This is a genomic window from Facklamia sp. P9177, from assembly GCF_050409585.1.
Lineage (GTDB): Bacteria > Bacillota > Bacilli > Lactobacillales > Aerococcaceae > Facklamia.
In genome coordinates this window covers 23,842-45,373 of the sequence record NZ_JBNUPE010000010.1, presented here as the reverse complement: position 1 = coordinate 45,373, position 21,532 = coordinate 23,842, and the positions used below count along the sequence as shown (strand labels likewise).

Annotated in this window: 20 protein-coding genes; 17 read left to right on the top strand and 3 right to left on the bottom strand. The window is 36.0% G+C overall.

From position 1 onward, the window contains the following. Positions 1–211 precede the first annotated feature (211 nt). Positions 212–2,104: a fructose-1,6-bisphosphatase gene (locus ACQV18_RS06355; protein WP_428875445.1), complete on the bottom strand. Its 1,893-nt coding sequence runs from the start codon at positions 2,102–2,104 to the stop codon at positions 212–214. Positions 2,105–2,252: 148 nt separating this feature from the next. Between ACQV18_RS06355 and ACQV18_RS06350 the strand changes: the two genes are divergently transcribed. Continuing rightward, positions 2,253–2,699, top strand: coding sequence for a hypothetical protein (locus ACQV18_RS06350; RefSeq protein WP_428873920.1), 447 nt, complete (start codon positions 2,253–2,255; stop codon positions 2,697–2,699). A gap of 15 nt (positions 2,700–2,714) precedes the next feature. After that, positions 2,715–3,728 carry a YitT family protein gene (locus tag ACQV18_RS06345; RefSeq protein WP_428873921.1) on the top strand — a complete coding sequence of 338 codons (1,014 nt, stop codon included), beginning with the start codon at positions 2,715–2,717 and terminating at the stop codon, positions 3,726–3,728. Between the two features lie 521 nt (positions 3,729–4,249). Here ACQV18_RS06345 and ACQV18_RS06340 read toward each other — a convergent pair. Further along, the gene (locus ACQV18_RS06340; protein ID WP_428873922.1) at positions 4,250–5,068 is read right to left on the bottom strand and encodes a Cof-type HAD-IIB family hydrolase; all 819 of its coding nucleotides are present in this window, start codon (positions 5,066–5,068) and stop codon (positions 4,250–4,252) included. Between the two features lie 126 nt (positions 5,069–5,194). Here ACQV18_RS06340 and ACQV18_RS06335 point away from each other — a divergent pair, with 126 nt between their 5' ends. From ACQV18_RS06335 to ACQV18_RS06300, 8 genes are all read left to right on the top strand, one after another. Continuing rightward, positions 5,195–5,533, top strand: a complete 339-nt coding sequence (locus ACQV18_RS06335; protein WP_428873923.1) for a metal-sulfur cluster assembly factor — start codon at positions 5,195–5,197, stop codon at positions 5,531–5,533. Beyond that, positions 5,533–6,375: a serine aminopeptidase domain-containing protein gene (locus ACQV18_RS06330; protein ID WP_428884932.1), complete on the top strand. Its 843-nt coding sequence runs from the start codon at positions 5,533–5,535 to the stop codon at positions 6,373–6,375. Before ACQV18_RS06335 ends, ACQV18_RS06330 begins: the two co-directional genes overlap by 1 nt. 16 nt (positions 6,376–6,391) lie before the next feature. Beyond that, a complete protein-coding gene (locus ACQV18_RS06325) occupies positions 6,392–6,757 on the top strand; it encodes a hypothetical protein (protein WP_428873925.1) in 366 nt (121 codons plus the stop codon). A gap of 157 nt (positions 6,758–6,914) precedes the next feature. After that, positions 6,915–9,527 carry an ATP-dependent chaperone ClpB gene (gene clpB, locus ACQV18_RS06320; protein WP_428873926.1) on the top strand — a complete coding sequence of 871 codons (2,613 nt, stop codon included), beginning with the start codon at positions 6,915–6,917 and terminating at the stop codon, positions 9,525–9,527. A gap of 157 nt (positions 9,528–9,684) precedes the next feature. Continuing rightward, on the top strand, positions 9,685–10,908 hold the full coding sequence (locus tag ACQV18_RS06315) for an AI-2E family transporter (protein ID WP_428873927.1): 1,224 nt from the start codon (positions 9,685–9,687) through the stop codon (positions 10,906–10,908). A gap of 532 nt (positions 10,909–11,440) precedes the next feature. Then, positions 11,441–12,052, top strand: coding sequence for an NfeD family protein (locus tag ACQV18_RS06310; protein ID WP_428892741.1), 612 nt, complete (start codon positions 11,441–11,443; stop codon positions 12,050–12,052). 31 nt (positions 12,053–12,083) lie between these two features. After that, complete coding sequence (gene floA / locus ACQV18_RS06305) at positions 12,084–13,055, top strand: flotillin-like protein FloA (RefSeq protein ID WP_428873958.1); 972 nt, start codon at positions 12,084–12,086, stop codon at positions 13,053–13,055. Positions 13,056–13,060: 5 nt separating this feature from the next. Then, positions 13,061–13,768, top strand: a complete 708-nt coding sequence (locus ACQV18_RS06300; protein WP_428875441.1) for a hypothetical protein — start codon at positions 13,061–13,063, stop codon at positions 13,766–13,768. A gap of 15 nt (positions 13,769–13,783) precedes the next feature. On the opposite strand, the gene ACQV18_RS06295 is transcribed toward ACQV18_RS06300, so the two are convergent. Further along, positions 13,784–15,001: an Mbeg1-like protein gene (locus tag ACQV18_RS06295; protein ID WP_428892740.1), complete on the bottom strand. Its 1,218-nt coding sequence runs from the start codon at positions 14,999–15,001 to the stop codon at positions 13,784–13,786. A 253-nt stretch (positions 15,002–15,254) separates the two neighbouring features. Here ACQV18_RS06295 and rpsB point away from each other — a divergent pair, with 253 nt between their 5' ends. The 7 genes from rpsB (at position 15,255) to rseP (ending at position 21,496) form a co-directional block, all read left to right on the top strand. Then, positions 15,255–16,058: a 30S ribosomal protein S2 gene (gene rpsB / locus ACQV18_RS06290; protein ID WP_428892739.1), complete on the top strand. Its 804-nt coding sequence runs from the start codon at positions 15,255–15,257 to the stop codon at positions 16,056–16,058. Between the two features lie 152 nt (positions 16,059–16,210). Continuing rightward, a complete protein-coding gene (tsf, locus tag ACQV18_RS06285) occupies positions 16,211–17,092 on the top strand; it encodes a translation elongation factor Ts (RefSeq protein WP_428873932.1) in 882 nt (293 codons plus the stop codon). A gap of 68 nt (positions 17,093–17,160) precedes the next feature. Beyond that, complete coding sequence (gene pyrH, locus ACQV18_RS06280; RefSeq protein WP_428873933.1) at positions 17,161–17,889, top strand: UMP kinase; 729 nt, start codon at positions 17,161–17,163, stop codon at positions 17,887–17,889. Between the two features lie 69 nt (positions 17,890–17,958). Continuing rightward, on the top strand, positions 17,959–18,519 hold the full coding sequence (gene frr, locus ACQV18_RS06275; protein ID WP_428873934.1) for a ribosome recycling factor: 561 nt from the start codon (positions 17,959–17,961) through the stop codon (positions 18,517–18,519). A gap of 156 nt (positions 18,520–18,675) precedes the next feature. Then, positions 18,676–19,401, top strand: coding sequence for an isoprenyl transferase (locus ACQV18_RS06270; RefSeq protein WP_428873935.1), 726 nt, complete (start codon positions 18,676–18,678; stop codon positions 19,399–19,401). 25 nt (positions 19,402–19,426) lie between these two features. Further along, positions 19,427–20,224, top strand: a complete 798-nt coding sequence (locus ACQV18_RS06265) for a phosphatidate cytidylyltransferase (protein ID WP_428873936.1) — start codon at positions 19,427–19,429, stop codon at positions 20,222–20,224. 18 nt (positions 20,225–20,242) lie between these two features. Then, positions 20,243–21,496: an RIP metalloprotease RseP gene (gene rseP / locus ACQV18_RS06260; RefSeq protein ID WP_428873937.1), complete on the top strand. Its 1,254-nt coding sequence runs from the start codon at positions 20,243–20,245 to the stop codon at positions 21,494–21,496. Positions 21,497–21,532 lie beyond the last annotated feature (36 nt).

Here is a 21,532-nt window from a genome sequence, read left to right as displayed (position 1 = left end):
CAATAAAATAAATATCCGTTCATTGTCTGGAAAAGCAGCACGTATCAGAGAACGCGGACGTTAGAAAAGACTCAGAAAGCCTATTCTGTAGGCTTTCTTTTTTTGTTAGGAAATTTTTTTCATTTAAAATAAACATGAGGAGACTCCCAAAAGTTAGCGTTTAAAACGTTCTTTTGAGGGTCTCCTCTCTACATTTAAATGAGAAACTATTTTATTGTTCAAAGATATCCGAGCGATATGTAGGTAAGTTCTTCTTTAATTCATTAGCTTGCCGAGTCAAGCTTAATCCAATATCAGTATCGGCAACATAATAACGTTTTGGTTTTTCAGTCACTACATATTTCTTTGGTAGGATATCAAAGCGTGAGGCAATAGCATCTTCTCTGCTTGTAAATGGCTGGTGAGCACAGATATAAATTTCAAATGAATTATCTACTAAGGTATAGCCGGCAATGCCGGTTACTTTTTGATAAGGTTTTGCCAAGCCACCATCGATGACTAACATTTTTCCATTGGCTTTAACCGGTTTTTCACCTGCGACGGCTTTAACAGGTGTGTGTCCGTTAATAATATAGCCGGTCGGTTCTAAATCAAACTCTGCCAGCATTTTTAGGCAAAAATCTTCATCATTCCTTAACTCATAATATGGATTTTGAATTTCTTTATGGGTTGTTTTATCTTCAAGGAAGTAACGTTCAAATGTTTTCATGGCATGTTTACCAAAGAGTGTAGAAACAGGACCACACCATAAATACCATACTAAATCGGTATCAAAATCATCCATAGAGTTCTTATCTAGAAAAGTTCGTGTAATCGATTCGCCAAACTTTTCCATCAAACTGCGTCCACTATATTCTTTACCATCTAGGGTGACTTTCATAAATTCCCCGTCTTGATGAGTGGGGATACAGCCGTGGAAAAGTAAGTTGCCATTGTAGCACTTATACATGGTTCCCTTTGAGACTAAAAAGTTAATATGACGTTGTAACTTTTCAGAATTTTGGAATTGATGCAATAAGTCTAAGAGTACTAATTCCTCGCCTAAAGTCAGTTCAAAGGGTTCTGCAGAATCGACCCTTTGGAAGCAACCGTTCTTAATTGGGTATTCAACGCCCTCAACCACGACACTTTGCCGGTCAGCGGATAATTTATCCAGTAAGAGTCTTTCTTCCATATTGAATTCAGGACGCCGTTGGATAATTTGACTTTCCACTTTGAATTGCATAATCGAAATAGCTTGATGCATGAGTGTGATTTCATCAATTTCCTCTTGGCTTAATTCGGAATTATCTCCGCGAGGGTGAAAGGCTGGATTGTCTTGGTAATAGCGATGGCCATATTTGGCTAAGCGACTTAAGTCAATTCCATAATCTTTCAAGAGTTGACTATGACCATAGCGCAGCTGGATACGGATAACATTGGTCAAACAAGCTAATGATCCTGAATAGGCACCAATCCAGATAATATCATGGTTACCTAATTGAATATCAAGCGAGGGAATTTCCATTAGGCGGTCTACGATTTTATCCGGATTTGGTCCTCGATCGTAGATGTCTCCTAATACATGGAGGTGGTCAACCACAAAACGTTGAATTAACTGAGCTAAAGCCATGGCAAAGTGGTCAGCAAGATTGAGGTCAATAACGGTGTTAAAAATAGTGTGGTAGTAGCGTGACTTATTATCTTTTTCGTCATATTGATAAATAAGTTCTTCTAGAATATAGGCATAGGATTTTGGTAGAGCTTTTCTTACCTTGGAACGGGTATACTTACTAGAAACATGGCGCGTAATTTGAACTAATTGATCTAGGAGTGTCATCCATTCATCTTTTGTTTTTTTGGCATTTAATATCAAGTCTTCTGGGTAATAAATATTGAAACACAATTCTAACCTTTCATCTTTAGTTAGAGTATCATGAAAAAGGTCATCGACCTTAATTGAAATAACACCTGAGCAGTTCCGTAGCAAATGATCAAAGGCTTCGAATTCACCATGTAAATCGGAAATAAAATGTTCGGTTGCTTTAGGTAACTGCTTAATAGCCTCAAGATTTATAATTTCGATTAAATCTTCAACAGTTTGAGCTTTTTCTAATCTATCCATTTCCTACCTCTTTTCAAATAATATAAATTTTTTATGATTCTATCTATAAGCTATGCAATTTAATTGTGAAAGTCAATCCTTTGTTTCAAAGTCAAACTTTGATATACTTAAATTCGATTACACTTATTGTGAGGAAAGAGGGAAATTAATGTCAGAATTTAAAGAAAGATTTGATGCTTTACTAAAAGAAAAGAAATTACCTGCTAATTACCAAGAAATTCAAGACGGAAACCACCTATATCGTTTTCAATTTAAGGTGAGTAAAGAGCGTAGACTTGTTGTAGAAGTGATTATTCAAAATGCTAAAGGCGCTCATTTAGATGCTCAGATTATTTACCGTCATGTTCATTTATTAAAAGATTATAATCAGCGCCCTGAAGCATTAGAAGCGATCAATGAATTAAACGAAGCTAAAACAGGTTATTATAACCTTTATTTGGCAGGAGATGGTGAAATTTACCTGCGTAACCTACTAAGAGCCACTCAAGACCCTACTTTAATTTATGAAGTATTGGTAATGGGTTCTAGTATTGCGCGCGCATTACTTGTTGAATTGGAAAAGAAATTAGGCGAATCTGCTAATCCAATGATTTAATGGAGGAAAAATAAATTGATCATTGAATATATACAACAAAGACCTTGGCTAAACTTTTTATTTGAACTGACGGTGGCCTTAACAGCTGCCTTATGTATAGGTATTGGCTTAAAGCTCTTTTTAATGCCTGGAAATATTTTCTCATCAGGTACTTCTGGTTTAGCACAAATTTTAAACTACTTTGCAGTGAATATCCCAGTTATAGGTCCTTATATGACAGTAGGGAATATCTATTTTCTATTTAATATTCCGATTATTATTCTTTCATGGGTGAAATTAGGAAAGCAGTTTACTATTTGGACCTTAATTGTTGTTTTTGTATCTTCCTTAGCAACTAATATGATTCCTTTAACAGTCATTTCTTCTAATCCGTTGCTTAATGCGATTATAGGTGGAGTGATTTGTGGCATTGGTTCTGGGATAACTATTAAATATGGTATGTCATGTGGTGGTTTAGATATTATTACTTTGGTAATTTCTCGTGCTACTGATATGAATGTGGCATTCATTGGTTTTGCCATCAACTCATTAATTATTTTAGCTTCTGGCTTATTATATGATTGGGAATTTGCCCTTTATACCTTGATCTCCATTTATGCCTTAGCTAAAACAATTGATGCCATTCATACCAATGAGCAACGCCTTACAGCTTTAGTAGTGACTAATAATACGGATGAAGTAGTCAACGCTATTTATAAGTCAATTGTTCGAGGAGTAACTATTCTTGAAGGACAAGGTGGCTACTCGCGTGATAAACGAGATGTCTTAATGGTTGTTTTAAACCGCTATGAAATGTTCCCCTTAGAGCAAGCCATTCGACAAACAGACCCTAAAGCTTTTATTAACTTTATTCGTTCGAATAAAGTGGTAGGTCATTTCTTTAGTAGAGACCAACAAAAGGCTATGAGGAAACAAGTTCAAGTCGACAGACCATTAGAAGAGGAATCTGAAGACTTTAGCTTTTTCAACCTGCCGATGGAATTTGATCAATTATATGATGGAATCGAGCATGAGGATGACGATTTCTAAACAAAGTAAAAGAGCAAGGGATATAGTGACCCCAAGAAGTTGGACCATGAAATCCAACTTTAGGGAGTCAGTACATTCTTCCATTGCTCTTTTTTAGTTTCTGATTACTTTTGCTAAAAGGATGGTTTACTTTATTCCTATTAACGCCTAGGAGCGAGATACGTGCAATTTAAGCATTTGGATCACCTTAACCTTTCTTTTTAGTTTGAGTTAATGACAATCCCAACACTCCTTTCACAAATTAGTCTCTGCACTTACTTGACATAAAATAAAATACCCCCACCAAAAATTGGTTAGGGGATATGTGAGTTGATTATTTTAATTGAGAAGTTACCTCCAAGAAATGCAGGCTGAGTGGAAGAGTTTCTATTCAGAAAGAGTGATTGAATGCAGCTTCTGAATTTTTTCAAACTGAAAAGTTGCTTCAACATCATAACGCCTCCTTCAATAAGCAAGATTAGAATATTCTCTTCAAATAAATTATATCAAAGTGAAGTCAGAAATAAAGTAATAACTTATTATTAATTAAAAGAAAGATTAAAATAATCGATAAGATAATGAGCCAGACCATCTTGATCATTGGAATGCTCAGTAATATCGTTAGCAATATCTTTGAGGGGTTGGATGGCATTACTCATTGCCACGCCATGACCTGCAAATTCAATCATCTCCAAGTCGTTATCTTCATCACCGAAGGCTAGAATATTTTGACGAGGAATATGATAGAAGTCAGCAATGGTTTTAACACCCACTGCCTTGTGTAAATTTTTACTAACCACTTCTAAAACGGGTATTTCACCCCCCCAAGTTCGCACAGAAACTTGATTTGGATAGCTAGCCATGATTTTCTTTTGAATAGGTATTTGGTCTGCTTCCGAAGTGAAAAGGGTTACAGCAATCGGATTATGAATGAGAGTTTGTCGAGAAAGTTTTTGATAGCTTGCGTCTTCGGCTGGATAATAGGGTGACTCAGGAAGATTCATTGAGGAAGTATAAAGACGTTCCTTACCTTCGGCACAAACTAGCTGAATGCCTAATTCATCTTGCCGGTTAAATAAATCAAAGACTATTTCACGATCTAACTCATGGTAGTAACTTGCTAGCCACTCAGGTCGGTCAGGGAAGTGACAATAGGCACCGTTAAAATTAACCATAGGTGTAACGAGGTTTAAGACTTGATAAATTTCTTTACTAGTCCGATAAGGTCTTCCAGTAACGATACAAACTAAATGACCCATGTGATCTAATTTTTGCAATGTTTGAATCGTTAAAGGAGTAAGTTTGGATTGATTGTTTAGAGTAGTGCCATCTAAATCAATGGCAATCATATGTTGGCTCATTAATTCGCCTCCTTTAGAGATTGCTTCGATTATAGCAAATATGAAAGCTTAAGGGCAACTATTCATGATTATTGGCTAAAAGCTTGAATTGATGTAGAATGAAAACAAAGAAAGTGAGGCGTTTGAATGGATTTAGAAAAAATGCGCGACACAAAAAGTTTAAATGATGAAGAACGTATGATTGTGGATCGTTTATCGAATGTGATTGACCCTGAATTAGGGGTCGATTTAATTAATTTAGGTTTGATTTATCGAGCCGATTTAACTGAAGAGGGGATTTTAAAGATTTTATTAACTCTAACTACTCCAATGTGCCCAATGGCAGATGTTATTGTGGATGAATTAAATGGAACTTTCGAAGATGTTCCTCAAGTTAATAATGTTGAAGTTACTATTACTTTTGATCCACCCTGGTCTTTAGATAAATTATCACGCTATGCCAAGATAGCTTTAGGAGTGATGTAATGGATGTCATGGTTTCTGATTTTGTGATTGAAGATGGGCCATTTGGCCCTCTTCCAGGACGGACTCTATCTCCTAGTGAGCAAGTGAATCAGCCCTTACCACTTGTTTTTTTCTATCATGGATGGACCAACTCAGCTGGTGAACATTTACATTTTGGTATGGAAATTGCCCGACAAGGCTTTCGAGTAGTCATGCCAGATGCCTATTTACATGGGAAAAGAGGGGATAGAAAGTCGCTAGAATTGCAAGGTTTTTTAATGGCTCTTCGAGCTAATATAGAAGAATTTCCATTATTATTCGACCATTTTAAATCGACGACTAAGGATAATTTTGTGGCAGTTTCGGGAATGTCAATGGGAGCAATGACCACTTTACTTTTACTCAGTAGACACCCATTTCTTTCAGCAGCCGTTTCCTTAATGGGGAGTGCGCACATTTCTAAGTTGATTGATCAAAATATTATTAATAACCAGTCATCATCTAATCAAAGTCTAACGAATAATCAACTTTTAAAAGAAACACATAAAGAATTTGCCATTATTTATCAGTCAGATTTAAGTAAGCAAGCCGAAAAGATAGCCAATCGCCCTTTATATATTTGGCATGGCGAAAATGATCCGCTTGTTCCTTATCAAGATACGGTAGAATTTGTGGAATCCATCATCGATCAACCCTATAGTCAAAATACATACTTCAACCACGAACCTGCTTATCATCGGGTTCCATTTAAAGAAATTGTTAAGATGGCCAGCTTTTTAAAGGCAGCTTCTCTTAAAGAAACCGATCAGATATGGGAGTACGTAGAAAAGCTATCTTTAGAAAGAAAAGATTTTTTTGAATAATAAGAAAGGTGATTGCTTGCAAAAAACTAAACAATGGTTAGACCATCGGGTGGATTTAAGTTCTTATATTGAAAAAGTTAGCCAAGACCAAATCAATCAATTGGTTTTCAAACTGATTCTTCTTTTACCCTCCTCAATGATCGCCACAGATATTCGTAGTGGCTTTCCGCTCTTAATCAGTATCGAAAGGAATCGAATTAAGGATATAGTCTTACAACGAATCTCTCTATTAATTGAAGAATATGCACTTGACCTCTCAGACTGGCATCAATTAAATTTTATAATTGATCAGAGTCAAAAGACTATTAAGAAATATTATCAGGATCATTCATTGATTGATTTAGATTCTATACAAGTGGAAATTAATTACTTTTTAAAATAATTTAAGTAATTTAGTAGAAGTTTATTTTTTCCTAAAAATTTTGCCCCAACCTATTGACCATTCCTGACCAATAGGTTATACTCAATTTAAGCTCTTTGAGAGAGCTTTTAATATAGATTAAATAATTTGACCAATTCTGACCTTAAGGAGTGAGAATATGATAGAAAAAATGACAACCACTTTGCAAAGCGCCATAGCTGAAGCGCAACAAATTGCTATTAGAAGACAGCATCAAGAGATTGATATCCCGCATTTATGGCGTATATTTATTCAAGCAGACCATTATGCTGCAAAATTATATGAAGATATAGGTGTTGATCGGTCGGCTTTTCAAGCAGTGATTGAAGGAGAAATTGATCAATTACCTCAAGTTGCCGGTCAAAATATTCAATATGGCCAACACTTTAGTCAAAGATTTACTCAGTTATTGAATGACGCCAGTCAAATAGCAAAGAAATATAAGGATGAATACTTAGCCACTGAAGTGATTCTACTAGCTTTATATAAGCAAAAAAATAATCCTTTGACCAAATGGTTAAACCAAAAGGCTATTAATGAGTCCCTACTAAGAGAAAGAATTGAGAAATTAAGAGGGGGAGATCGTGTGACATCACAAAACCAAGAAGAGACTTATGAGTCTCTAGATAAATATGCAACGAATCTTAATGATGCGGTTAAAAATAATAAGCTGGATCCAGTAATCGGTCGTGATGAAGAAATTCGTGATGTTATCAGAATTTTATCTAGAAAAACCAAGAACAATCCGATTCTAATTGGTGAGCCAGGTGTAGGTAAAACAGCCATTATCGAAGGATTGGCCCATCGAATTGTTCGCAAAGATGTTCCCGAAAACTTAAAAGATAAGGAACTTTATTCCTTAGATATGGGCTCCTTAATAGCAGGAGCAAAATATCGTGGAGAATTTGAGGAACGTTTAAAAGCCGTTCTTAAAGAGGTAAAAGAATCCGAAGGGAGAATTTTACTCTTCATTGATGAGATTCATACCATTGTTGGTGCAGGTAAGACAGAAGGATCGATGGACGCTGGTAATTTGTTAAAACCGATGCTAGCAAGGGGAGAATTGCACTGTATTGGTGCGACAACCTTAGACGAGTATCGTGAAAACATTGAAAAAGATAAGGCCTTAGAACGTCGATTCCAGCGCGTTTTAGTCCAAGAACCAACAGTTGAAGATACTATTTCTATCCTAAGAGGTCTAAAGGAACGTTACGAGATTCACCATGGGGTCAATATCCATGATAATGCCTTAGTGGCCGCTGCAACCTTATCACATCGATATATTACCGATCGTTTCTTACCAGATAAGGCAATTGACTTAGTTGACGAGGCATCTGCTACTATTCGCGTAGAAATGAATTCTATGCCAACTGAAATGGATGCTGTCAACCGACGGTTAATGCAATTAGAAATTGAAGAGGCTGCCTTGAAAAAAGAATCTGATGAGGCTTCTAAGAAACGTTTAGAAAATCTTCAAGAAGAATTGGCTGATTTAAGAGAAGAAGCCAATCAACTGAAAATGCGTTGGGAAGTAGAAAAAGAAGCTTCTAACGCTTTAAGAGATAAGCGAGAAGCCTTAGATAATGCGCGTAGACAGTTAGAAGAAGCTCAGAGTAATTATGATCTTGAAGCAGCGGCTCGCTTACAGCATGGCGAAATTCCGCATTTAGAGCAAGAATTAAAAGAGTTAGAGGCTAAAGCAGAAGAAACTTTACAGTCTGATACTGAACGGTTAACTCAAGAACGTGTGACTGATGTTGAAATAGCCAAAGTAGTTGAAAGATTAACTGGTATTCCAGTCAGTCGCTTAGTTGAAGGAGAAAGAACCAAGTTAATGCACTTGGATCAAACGCTTCATCAAAGAGTGATGGGGCAAGATGAAGCGGTAGAAAAAGTAACACAAGCCATCCTAAGATCAAGAGCTGGTTTGCAAGATCCACGTAAACCAATTGGTTCCTTCCTCTTCCTAGGTCCAACCGGTGTTGGTAAAACAGAATTAGCCAAGTCCTTGGCCGAAGTCTTATTCGATGATGAAAACCACATGGTTCGAATCGATATGTCTGAGTACATGGAGAAGCATTCCGTTTCTCGTTTAGTCGGGGCCCCTCCAGGTTATATTGGTTATGAAGAAGGTGGCCAATTAACAGAAGCTGTAAGACGTAGTCCATATTCCATTGTCTTATTAGACGAGATTGAAAAAGCTCACCCAGATGTTTTTAATATTCTCTTACAAGTTTTAGATGATGGCCGTCTGACTGATTCTAAAGGTCGTGTTGTAGATTTCAAAAACACTGTTTTAATCATGACTTCTAATATTGCTTCTCATTTATTATTAGAAGGAGTGAGTGATAAGGGAGAAATTCTAGCTGAAGTAGAAACACAAGTAAATCAAGCCTTAAGCAACCACTTTAAACCTGAATTTCTCAACCGAATTGATGATGTCGTTCTCTTTAAACCTTTAACTCGAGCAGATTTACAAGGTGTAGTAGAGAAATTCTTAAAAGATTTACGTCATCGTTTGGCTTATCAAGAAATTGAACTCCAATTAACCTCAGAAGCCATCAATTGGCTAGCGGATAAAGGTTATGATCCGATTTATGGAGCCCGTCCTTTATTACGTTTTATTACTAAAGAATTGGAAAATCCATTAGCTAAAGCGATTATAGCGGGTGATATTCTGCCAAACTCACTTGTAAAAGTGGATTTAGCTAATGATCATTTGCAATTTGAAGGGTTAGCATCCGGTAATTAATTGCCAAATCTTCTAATTAAATCTTTTACTATAAGTTAAGGTCCTGATTGATTATCAGGGCCTTTTTTACAATTAAACTAGTGAAAACATACCTTCTAAATGGTGTAAAAAGGACTAAAAGATGCTAGAATAGAATGCATGAGAAAGGGGAATGCTTTTGAAACAAATTGATAGATTAGATAAAATTGTTGTTCGCTACATCTTTTTAATTGCTGGTTTAGTCTTAGCAATCTTTAATTATGATGTGATTTTTTCATGGATTAATCGTTTAGGCCAAGTTTTTTTACCGATTCTTTCGGGCCTCGCGATTGCTTATGTTTTAAATATTTTAATGGTGCGTTATGAAGACTTGCTAAAGAAAGTCTCAGATAAAAGTTGGATTAAACCCTACCGACGCCCGATCGCCATTCTTTTGTCTCTTATAACAATTATTTTAGTATTGTTATTTGTCTTAGGCTTGGTCTTACCACAAGTTTACAATGTAATTACAGAGTTTATTACAGCTGTTCCCTTTCAAATTACACGCATAGAAGAAGCACTTACCAATCTTGAGAAAATGTTACCAGCAGAATCGATGGAATTCTTAGACCGTTTTGAAATAAATTGGGCTGATATTCTTAAAAGTATTCAAGATATGGGAAATCGATTTATCACTGGAGTAGTAAATACCACCCTCTCTACGGTCGGTTCTTTAACTTCTATTATTATTAATGGAGTATTGGCCTTCATTTTCTCTATCTATTTACTGTTATCGAAAGAAAAACTAATGGACCAATTTTTAAGAATCGTTACCACTTATACTAGTAAGCCGGTATCACGCAGAATATTTTATGTGTTAACGACATTGAATGACTCTTTTAAACATTTCTTTACAGGATCTGTGATTGAAGCAATCATATTAGGTTTTTTAGTTACCGTAGGTATGTGGATCTTTAGATTTCCTTATGCTGGAATGATTGGATCTCTAACTGGTTTCTTTGCTTTGGTTCCTATGCTAGGCGCTTATATTTCAGGAGCTATTGGTGCCTTATTAATTTCAGTGCAATCGGTTCCCCAGGCATTATGGTTTATTATCTTTATCATTCTCATCCAGCAATTCGAAGGAAATGTCATTTATCCACGAGTTGTGGGAGGATCGATAGGATTGCCAGGTATGTGGGTTTTATTCGCTGTAACCATTGGCGGGGGACTATACGGAGTAGCTGGTATGTTGCTAGGAGTTCCGATAGCTTCCGCTATCTACAAAATAATTAAGCGCGATGTCCTAGAGCGTGAGACTTATTCTTACGAAGAAAGACAAAAGTTATTACATATTGCTAAATACGACTCTTTTAAGCAAGTAGCTGATGATAATCAAGAGTCAAATCAAGATTTTAATTAATTTTATTAAACTCCCTCCCTGATTTAGGCACTGCCCCCAAATAGTGAGGCAAACATAAAAACACCTCCGTTGAATTCGTGTGAAATGAATTTAATGGAGGTGTTTGATTAGGGTTAATCACCTAGCTTACTCTGCAGAAACAAAATCGAAATGTATTGAAATGAAAAATGAAGGCCGGACTAATAATCAAATAATAGATGAATGAAACATTAAGAACACGTCTCAAGTAAAAATTTGCTGGCCTTGGGATCGTTAAAGTCAAACCTAGCGCTTCAATCAAGCCGGCGGTAAACAATAGACTTATGGCAAAGGATTCGAAGAACTTAGCGAGATAAATCCACTCAAAATCGAATTAAAACGCCAACAAGCAGCCTAACAAAGGTGTTTTTATTCTGTCCTATTTATGGGGTGCAGTGCCTACCCTTAATTAGGAGTTTTTATTTAAATATGAAATTATAAGACTTTAGTTCGCATGATTTTGCTACTAATGAAAGCAATTTCATGATATAATTTAACTAAAGGAGGTGGTTTCATGCTTATAAGTTTTTTTCTAGCAATTAGTGCTTTAGTAGTATCATTATATACGCGCTGGACTTGGTTATTATGGTCCATTGCAGCTGTTCTTTTTGCCATGTTTTTTGGGATAGAAGGCCAAGCAATATTGCACTATTTAATCTTTATGATTGGTGTCATATTGCTGATTCTTGAGGTGTATATACCAGATTTAGGTTTAACAGGATCAGTTGGTTTAATCGCTTTTATTTTAGGTATATGGTTAAAGTTTCAAGATTTATCGACTGTTACTCTAATTGTATTAGCTAGCTTAGCGATTGTTCTCATTTTATTCTTGATTTTTAATAAGATGGGTTACAATTTGCAGTTTAGTCCCGATTTTATCTTGGATAAAGCAATTAACAAAGATGCAAATTCCAATTCAGAGACTAAGGATCATACTTATCTTGCAAGCTTAGTTGGTAAAGAAGGAATAACGGTAGGAGGCTTGAGGCCGGTTGGTAAAATAAAAGTCGATGATCATTATTTTGAAGCATACAGTCTAGAAGAGATGATAGCTGCTAACCAACCGATTAAAATTGTCAAAGTTGTTGACAAAAAAATTTATGTAAGGAGCGAAATGAATGGATAATTTTTATCTGGATGAAGGGTCACCCATAGTGATGACTGTAGTTATTATTTTATTACTGATTTTCTTGATTTCAGTGTTCTTAAGATTTGTTCCAATTGGCTTATGGGTAACTGCTTATTTTTCCGGCGCTAAAGTTTCAATAGGTGATTTAATAGGGATGCGCTTAAGAAGAGTTAAGCCTGCTTATATTGTTAATCCCTTAATTAAAGCCACCAAAGCCGGTGTACCGATTACAACTGATCAATTAGAAGCTCATTTTTTAGCAGGTGGAGACGTTAACCAAGTGGTTGATGCCTTGATAGCTGCCCAGCGTGCTAATATTGATTTAGAGTTCGAACAAGCTGCCGCTATTGATTTAGCAGGGCGAAATGTTTTTGAAGCCGTTCAAGTTTCAGTTAACCCGAAGGTTATTGAAACACCGGTTATTGCAGGTGTAGCTATGGATGGTATTGAAGTTAAAGCCAAAGCTAAAGTTACTGTACGTGCTAATATTGAACGATTAGTAGGTGGTGCGGGTGAAGAAACAATCATTGCCCGTGTAGGGGAAGGTATTGTAACGACTGTAGGTTCAGCTTCGACCCACTCCATTGTATTGGAAAATCCCGATTCCATTTCGCAAACAATCCTTAGAAAAGGTTTAGACTCAGGAACTGCTTTTGAAATACTTTCGATTGATATTGCTGACGTTGACGTCGGACGTAATATTGGAGCTAAATTACAAACCGATCAAGCGGAAGCAGATAAGAAGATTGCTCAAGCTAAGGCTGAAGAGCGTCGTGCAGTAGCCGTTGCTCAAGAGCAAGAAAATATTGCCGAAGTTCAGAAAATGCGTGCCAAGGTGGTTGAAGCGGAATCTCAAGTTCCTCTAGCTGTTGCTGAAGCCTTCCGTAATGGGCGTATCGGTATTAAGGATTATTATGATTTAGAAAATATTCAATCAGATACACAAATGCGTGAATCGATTGCAAAAAGTGGTACGCCACATAATAATGAAAATGAGTGATTATAATGGGATTTTTTGAAATAATAATTCTGGGATTTATTATCAACTATTTCGGTTCAAAAATAAAAAAAATGAATCGTCAGAATGGTTCTTTTGATTCCATTAAGGATAAAATGTTTCAAAGTTTAGATCAATTAGAAACAACTACTTATCATGAAAAGTATCCCAATCTCGATAATTTCTTTGAGACCGATGAAGAATCAGAGAAAAAATTTGAATCAGAAGTTAATAAAATTCAAGAAGGAAAGATTGATGTAGATTCTCAAACAATCGATCGTTTAAAAAGAAAATATCGAAAGGATATTCAATCTTTTTCTAACGATTTAAAAAAACAAGTAAATCAATTGATTGAGCAAGGTCCTCAAGCAGTTAAAGATAAAGCTATTCAATTGTCGGCATATCACCCTAACCGTGAAAAATTATTAGAAATTGCTAAATACTACGAGGATTTTGTGAATGAATTTCAAGAGCATCCTAGCAAAGGAGATTTAATCGCTAAATCTTCAACGGTTACCCAAGATTTTAATGATTTTTCTGATATGGACTATGAAATGGAACAATTCATTATTGAAGGGGAAGAGTTAGCTGAGTTTAGTCAACCAATGCAGGTTCAACGATTAAGCTCTCGAGAGGATTCTACCAACCATTCCAATCAGTTAAAAGAAGCCATTATATGGTCAGAAATTCTAGGACCGCCTAGGTCTAGAAAATAAAAAAATCCTATTCTGTTATTTATCAGAATAGGATTTTTTTTTATCGCTGCCAAAGGCATTATAAAATACTTTTACCATTTGTTTAAAGTTCTTTCGCGCTTCGATAATCGATTGATTGAGATTTATTAAATGATATTGTCTTAAATAATTTCTAAAAAATTGAATATACTGTTTAGCAAAATCACGCAAATCCTTTTGCAAGGATGGGTCAAATTGTCTAAAACGGTAATGAACTTTGTTAAGATAATAGGTTGGCTGATTAATGAGTTGGTTAATCGATTGCGCTTCACAGGCATCAATTAAGTCAATTAGAGCAGAGATAATACGTTTTCGTCTAGCGGGAGAGTTTCGCAAGATCCAGTTTTTATTGATTTGATTGATACTTTGGCTGGTGATTGTTAATTGTTTCGCTCGTTGAAATTGTTTCCCTTCAATTTTCCAATTTGCTAGATTATGTTGCATCAGTCCACGCTTTTTACTTTTAATTATAATGGCTTTTTGATCATGGAAAAGCAAGTTACCAATAATACTATCTTCAGGAATAATACGGATATGCTTTTGGTTCACACGTTTCATCTTATTTTGACGCAAGTTAACGGTATGAAAGCCAGGTGAATCCAAAGTGTAAATTATTTTAATCTGACTAATAGTTTCAAGAGACATTTGGCTAGCTGCATAGAGAGCTAAGTGGCCTCCTTTAGAATGTCCTCCTAATATTAAATGACTGGTCGGATGAGCTTGAATGACTTTTTCAAGGTATTGGCTCGCAATAATTTGTGCCGGAATGGATGATTGGTAGGTGAGGATGATATCCTCCTTCCAACCTACTATCATGTCATCGGTGCCACGAAAAGAAACGAAAAGAAAGTTGTTTCCTAAATCTACTAATAGAAAGGCTGACTGAGTTTCTAATTTAAAGTCTATTGAGTTTAAAAAACCACTAATTCTTAAATTTTTAAACCGACGATAGTCTGCGATTTGTTTAATCAGTTGACTCCTAAAAGGATTGGCCATTGTTTGATCGGTTTCTTGAAAATATTGGTTAAAGGGTTGGTATAGTCTAGCTAGATGCTTAAAAGTTAAACCATCTTTAAAATCCATTGAATCGGTAAAAAACCGATCGATAGGGAGGTAGGTTAGTTCTAAGATAATCGCAGCATCTAGTTCATTAAAGGGTTCCTCTTGAAAGCTTAATTGACCATATTGCTCTAAATAAGTATATAATGATGACATGCTGACACCTCCTAGCTCTTAGTTTAGCCGAATGGAGCGTTATAAAGCAAATGTATGAGTGAAAAAAGTAAAGTTGAATTAAAACAGTTTAAAAGCAAAAATTCATTTGCATTTTTTGATCGAATAGCTTATATTTATAAGAGTGCTTAGGCACAATTCACACGTTAGTGGATAGTTACTAGGGTGCTCTCATGAGTCTAATAGCTAAATGAAACTAGCGGAGGAAAATACAAAACCAAAAGGAGTTTATAATATGGCAGTTATTTCAATGAAACAATTGTTAGAAGCTGGTGTGCACTTTGGACACCAAACACGTCGCTGGAATCCTAAAATGAAACGTTACATCTTTACAGAACGTAACGGTATTTACATCATCGACTTGCAAAAAACGGTTAAGTTGGTAGATGAAGCATATAATTTCATGCGAGATGCAGTTGCTGATGGTGGCGTTGCTTTGTTCGTAGGAACTAAGAAGCAAGCTCAGCAAGCAATTGAAGAACAAGCTGAAAGAGCAGGTCAGTACTACATTAACCACCGTTGGTTAGGTGGCTTATTAACAAACTGGGATACCATCCAAGGACGTATTCGTCGTCTAAAAGCTTTAGAGCAAATGGAAGTAGATGGAACTTTCGATGTGCTTCCTAAAAAAGAGGTCGGTGAATTACGTAAAGAGTGGGATCGATTAGAAAAATTCTTAGGTGGTATCAAAGATATGCCAAGAATACCTGACGTGATCTTTATCGTAGACCCACGCAAAGAGCGTATCGCGGTTCAAGAGGCTCGTAAATTAAATATTCCAATTGTTGCGATGGTGGACACTAACTGTGACCCTGATGAGATTGACTATGTTATTCCAGCAAACGATGATGCCATTCGTGCCATTAAATTAATTACAAGCTCTATGGCAGAAGCAACAATTGAAGCAAATCAAGGTCAAATTGACGTGGACCCTGATGAGCAAGGGAATAGCCAATTCTTTGATAACTTATTTGACAACAAGGAAGAAAATACAGAATCAGAAGAAGCTGAAAGCTCTCCAGCGACTGAAGCTGAATAAATAAATTAAGAAAAGCTGTCAAAAGTTGCCAAGCATCTTTAGACAGCTTTTTTATGAAAATACATACATTAGGCTTTAGCAAGCTGAATAATTTTGATATAATAATTAAGGTAGCACATTATTGAATGATATTTCCAAGGAGGATTTTATAGATGGCAAAAGTAACTGCAAAACAAGTAAAAGAATTACGTGATATGACTGGTGTTGGAATGATGGATGCTAAGAAAGCCTTAGTTGAAGTTGATGGAGATATGGACAAAGCAGTCGACTTATTACGTGAAAAAGGACTTGCAAAGGCTGCTAAGAAAGCAGACCGTATCGCTGCAGAAGGTTTAACTGCAAGCTATATTGATGGAAATACTGCTGCATTAGTTGAAGTAAACTCTGAAACAGACTTTGTTTCAAAAAATGACAAGTTCATTACATTAGTTAATGATATTGTAAAAGCTGTTGCTGAAGGTAAACCAGCTGATATGGAAGCAGCCAATGCCTTGGAAGTTAATGGACAAACAATCGCAGAATTAATTACAGAATCAACTATTGTAATTGGTGAAAAACTTTCTTTCCGTCGCTTTGCCCTTTTAAATAAAGGGGATAATGATGTCTTCGGTGAATATTCTCACCAAGGAGGACGGATTGGTGTTTTAACTGTCGTTGCAGATTCTAAAGATGAAGATGTAGCTAAAGACGTTGCGATGCATGTTGCTGCAATCAACCCTAAATACCTAAATCGTGAAGATGTAGATGCTGAAGTAATTGAACGCGAAAAAACTGTTCAACGCGAGCTAACATTAAACGAAGGCAAGCCTGAAAAGATTGTCGACAAGATTGTTGAAGGTCGTATGAATAAGTTCTACGGCGAAATCGTATTGAACGAGCAAGCTTTCGTTAAAGATGGCGATCAAAAAGTTGCAGATTATGTTGGTGCTAAAGGGGGTAAAGTTACTGAGTATGTACGTTTTGAAGTTGGAGAAGGAATTGAAAAACGTAAAGATAACTTTGCTGAAGAAGTAGCCGCTCAAATGGGCAAGTAATTTACAACATTTAATAGAGACCCCAGTTTTTGCTGGGGTCTTTTTAAAGGAAAAGAAGGGTGAGAATAATGGTTAAAACAAAATATCAAAGAGCAATTCTAAAACTGAGTGGAGAGGCTTTAGCAGGTGAAAATGGATTTGGCATTGACCCTGCGACAGTCCGTTCAATTACCCAACAACTTAAAGAAGTTTATCAATTAGGCATTGAAATAGCTATTGTTGTAGGGGGCGGAAATATTTGGCGTGGATCGATTGGTGCTGAAATGGGAATGGACCGGGCACAAGCAGATTATATGGGTATGTTAGCAACTGTAATGAATGCTTTATCCTTGCAAGATGCATTAGAAAATCTGGATGTCCCCTCAAGAGTTCAAACATCTATTGAAATGCGTGCTGTAGCTGAGCCTTATATTCGCAGACGTGCGATTCGTCATCTTCAAAAGGGTCGAGTAGTTATTTTCGCTGGTGGTACAGGTAACCCTTATTTCACAACAGATACCACTGCTGCTTTGAGAGCGGCTGAAATTGAAGCAGACGTTATTCTGATGGCTAAAAACAATGTGGATGGTGTTTACAGTGCAGATCCAAAGACGGATGAAACAGCTACTAAATATGAAAATTTAACCCACTTGGATGTTATCTCTAAAGGCTTAAAAGTAATGGATTCTACGGCTTCTTCCTTGTCTATGGATAACAACATTCCATTAGTTGTCTTTAACTTAAACGAACCTGGGAATATTAAACGTGTCATTCTTGGTGAAAATATTGGAACAACTGTTGGAAATAATCATGATTAGTTCTAACTTTTCTTACAATGCTTAAATATGGTATAATAAAATAACTATGGATCATATAGGAGGAAGAAAATGGCTGCTGATAATATATTAAAAAATACTGAAAGCCGAATGCAAAAATCAATTGAAGCTTTTCAACGTGAATTAGGAACTATTCGCGCTGGAGTTGCTAATGCTAGTATTTTAGACCGTGTCATGGTTGAATACTATGGAACACCTACGGCATTAAACCAGTTAGCTTCAATTAATACACCTGAAGCAAGAATGTTAGTAATTTCACCTTATGATAAGAGTTCGCTTCAAGATATTGAGCGTGCAATCATGATGAGTGATGTGGGAATTACACCTACAAATGACGGTGAAGTTATTCGTCTTGTGATACCTGCATTGACTAAAGAAAGACGAGAAGAATTAGTTAAAGTAATCGGTAAAGAACAAGAAAATGCAAAAGTTTCAGTAAGAAATATTCGTCGAGATGCAATGGATGAAGCTAAGCGACTTGAAAAAGATAGTGAAATTACTGAAGATGAATTAAAACGTTATGAAAAGGATATTCAGCAAATAACTGATAATGCGACTAAGGAAATTGATCGCCTAACTTCAGTTAAAGAAGATGAAATCAGAAATAACTAAAAACTGACCAAAAATCAAGTCAAGAAGTCTTGACTTGATTTTTTATTATGAATGACTAGAATTTTATGATTAAACAACTTCTTCTAGTTTTCTTTTAATATACAATTTCTTTCTGCTATAATTAAAAGGTATTTATGCTACTGAAAGGAAACAACCATGAATTTAGATAATATGAAGATCCCTAACCATGTTGCAATTATTATGGATGGTAACGGTCGCTGGGCTAAAAAGCGTTTTTTACCTCGAGTAATGGGGCATAAAAAGGGAGTCGAGACCATCAAAAAAATTACTATTCGTGCACATCAACTTAAAATCAAGGTATTAACGGTTTATGCTTTTTCTACAGAGAATTGGGCGCGTCCCAAGGATGAAGTGGATTACTTAATGTCTTTGCCAAAAGACTTTTTTGAATCCTTCATGCCTCAATTAATGGAAAATAATGTTAAAGTTACCTATATTGGTAATGCTAATCGTTTACCTGAAGAAACTAAGAAAATCTTAGATCGAGCAGTAGAAAAAACGCAGGATAATAGTGGATTGATTTTAAACATTGCTTTAAATTATGGTGGACGTCAAGAGATAGTCCAAGCCATTCAAAGTATTAGTCAGGCAGTTTTAAAAAATGAAATAAAGCCAGAAGAAATTACCGAAGAATTAGTTGATCAGTCTCTAATGACTCAAGATCTTGCTTCATACTCAAATCCAGACTTGATGATTCGAACTTCTGGTGAATTAAGACTCAGCAATTTCTTATTATGGCAATTAGCCTATAGTGAATTCTATTTTACAAAGGTCTTATGGCCTGATTTTTCAACTGAAGACTTTGATCAAGCGATTGCAGCTTATAGTGAAAGACAGAGAAGATTCGGTAAAATCTCTTAAATGTTAGAAAGGAGTAGGGATCAAAATGAAACAAAGAATCATTACAGCAATTATTGGGATCTCTATTTATCTACCATTTGTCATCTTGGGTGGGAAATGGTTTAGCTATTGTATAATGTTGTTGGGTGCAATAGCCTTGTACGAAATGGCTGAGATGAAAAAAATCGATTATTTAAATGAAATAGGCTTAATATCAACTTTAGCCTTAGCCTCGGTCCTCTTACCAGAGAAATATTTTGGTCCTATTTTTTCTGAAGCAGACCCCTTGATGATTTTTTATTTAGCAGGAATGTTATTGTTGATTTTGACGGTTTATAATTATCAACGTTTTAATTTTGTAGATGCATCCACTTTAATTTTTGCTTCGCTTTATATAGGTTTTGGCTTTCGTTATTTAATAATGATTAGAGACCTTGGTTTAACGACTATTCTATATGTTCTTTTGGTGATTTGGTCAACGGATACTGGAGCTTATTTAATAGGTAGAAAGTATGGGAAGAATAAGCTGGCTCCCAGAATAAGTCCTAACAAAACAGTAGAAGGAGCTTTGGGTGGCGTAGCAACCGCTTTTGTAGTCGCTAGTATTTACAGTCTCTTTTTTACGGTTGAAATAAAAAACCCACAATATCTTGGCTTTTTAACCATTCTTATCTCTATAGCTGGTCAGTTCGGTGATTTAGTAGAATCCGCCTATAAGAGAGACTTTGGTGTGAAAGATTCGGGCAAATTACTTCCAGGACATGGGGGAGTATTGGATCGTTTTGATTCAACAATATTTGCCAGCATCATGTTTGTTGTATGGAATAACTTTTTAGGTGTTTAATTAGAAATGGAGTAAGCGATGTTAAAAACAGTTTTAGTTTTCTTAATTATCTTTTCGATTATTGTGATTATTCATGAGTTTGGGCACTTATATTGGGCTAAAAAAGCAGGCATCTTAGTGAGAGAATTTTCACTAGGGATGGGACCTAAAATCTTTTCAAAACAAGCCGAAGATGGGACAACCTACACTATTCGTGCTTTACCAATGGGAGGTTATGTTCGTTTAGCTGGTTTAAATGAAGAAGCTGAAGTTCAACCGGGACAATCTTTAGGTTTAACTTTCAATGAACAAAATAAGGTTATTAAAATTAACCTTAGTGAGACTAGTGATATCAATGAACTACCTGTTCGATTAGATAAGGCCGATTTGGTAAATGAGATGACTCTTGAAGTTTATGAACAAGGGGAAGATTATCTTAAAACTTATCATGTCCATCCTCAAGCAGAAATCATTGAAAAAGATGGAACCATTATTCGTGTAGCCCCCTTAGCAACGCGTTATGAATCAGTTCCAGTTTGGCATAAGATTCTCACTAATTTTGGTGGGCCTCTTAATAACTTTATCTTATCGATTGTTGCTTTTGCGATAGTCGGTTTAATGCTTCCAGGAATTCCTACCACTACCAATCAAATAGGTCAAGTGGTTGAGGGCAGTCCTGCTGCAGGAGCTGGTTTGCAAGCTGGGGATCGAATCACTAAAGTTAATGAAGAAGAGACCAAAGATTGGCAAGGCTTAGTGGATTTAATTGCCCAATACCCTAAAGAGACAGTACGATTAGAAATTCAAAGACAAGACCAAGTCATTAAAAAAGAACTCCAATTGGAGGAGAATGAATTGGGGTATGGTTCGTTAGGAATTACCGTCAGTCAATCGACATCGCTTAAAGATCGTTTGTTTTTTGGTTTTACAGCTACCTATCGAACTTTCATCATGGTCCTTTCGGCCTTAGCCACATTATTTTCACGTGGTTTTGATTTAAATATGTTAGGAGGACCTGTGGCAATGGCTCAGGCAACTAGCACGGTTGCTAATGAAGGCTTGATCGATATGGTTGCTTTTCTTGCCTCCTTATCCACCAATCTAGGAATTGTTAATTTATTACCGATACCGGCATTAGATGGAGGAAAAATTGTCCTGAACTTAATTGAATTAGTTAGAGGTAAAGCTCTCAGCCAAGAAAAAGAAGGTTTAGTTACCATGGTAGGGGTTGTTTTAGTATTGATTTTGATGATTGCAGTTACTTGGAATGACATTATGCGAGCATTTTTCTAGGAACAAAATCCCTGTCTTTTACGGGTTTTTTTAAGT

Excerpts from the sequence above, each read along its gene's own strand:
- ACQV18_RS06340 (WP_428873922.1), bottom strand. The coding sequence starts at position 5,068 with ATGAGCCAACATATGATTGCCATTGATTTAGATGGCACTACTCTAAAC.
- ACQV18_RS06300 (WP_428875441.1), top strand. The coding sequence starts at position 13,061 with ATGGGATTTTTTGAAATAATAATTCTGGGATTTATTATCAACTATTTC.
- rpsB (WP_428892739.1), top strand. The coding sequence starts at position 15,255 with ATGGCAGTTATTTCAATGAAACAATTGTTAGAAGCTGGTGTGCACTTT.
- ACQV18_RS06310 (WP_428892741.1), top strand. The coding sequence starts at position 11,441 with ATGCTTATAAGTTTTTTTCTAGCAATTAGTGCTTTAGTAGTATCATTA.
- tsf (WP_428873932.1), top strand. The coding sequence starts at position 16,211 with ATGGCAAAAGTAACTGCAAAACAAGTAAAAGAATTACGTGATATGACT.
- ACQV18_RS06330 (WP_428884932.1), top strand. The coding sequence starts at position 5,533 with ATGGATGTCATGGTTTCTGATTTTGTGATTGAAGATGGGCCATTTGGC.
- frr (WP_428873934.1), top strand. The coding sequence starts at position 17,959 with ATGGCTGCTGATAATATATTAAAAAATACTGAAAGCCGAATGCAAAAA.
- floA (WP_428873958.1), top strand. The coding sequence starts at position 12,084 with ATGACTGTAGTTATTATTTTATTACTGATTTTCTTGATTTCAGTGTTC.
- ACQV18_RS06265 (WP_428873936.1), top strand. The coding sequence starts at position 19,427 with ATGAAACAAAGAATCATTACAGCAATTATTGGGATCTCTATTTATCTA.
- ACQV18_RS06355 (WP_428875445.1), bottom strand. The coding sequence starts at position 2,104 with ATGGATAGATTAGAAAAAGCTCAAACTGTTGAAGATTTAATCGAAATT.
- ACQV18_RS06350 (WP_428873920.1), top strand. The coding sequence starts at position 2,253 with ATGTCAGAATTTAAAGAAAGATTTGATGCTTTACTAAAAGAAAAGAAA.
- ACQV18_RS06270 (WP_428873935.1), top strand. The coding sequence starts at position 18,676 with ATGAATTTAGATAATATGAAGATCCCTAACCATGTTGCAATTATTATG.
- pyrH (WP_428873933.1), top strand. The coding sequence starts at position 17,161 with ATGGTTAAAACAAAATATCAAAGAGCAATTCTAAAACTGAGTGGAGAG.
- ACQV18_RS06335 (WP_428873923.1), top strand. The coding sequence starts at position 5,195 with ATGGATTTAGAAAAAATGCGCGACACAAAAAGTTTAAATGATGAAGAA.
- ACQV18_RS06295 (WP_428892740.1), bottom strand. The coding sequence starts at position 15,001 with ATGTCATCATTATATACTTATTTAGAGCAATATGGTCAATTAAGCTTT.
- rseP (WP_428873937.1), top strand. The coding sequence starts at position 20,243 with ATGTTAAAAACAGTTTTAGTTTTCTTAATTATCTTTTCGATTATTGTG.
- clpB (WP_428873926.1), top strand. The coding sequence starts at position 6,915 with ATGATAGAAAAAATGACAACCACTTTGCAAAGCGCCATAGCTGAAGCG.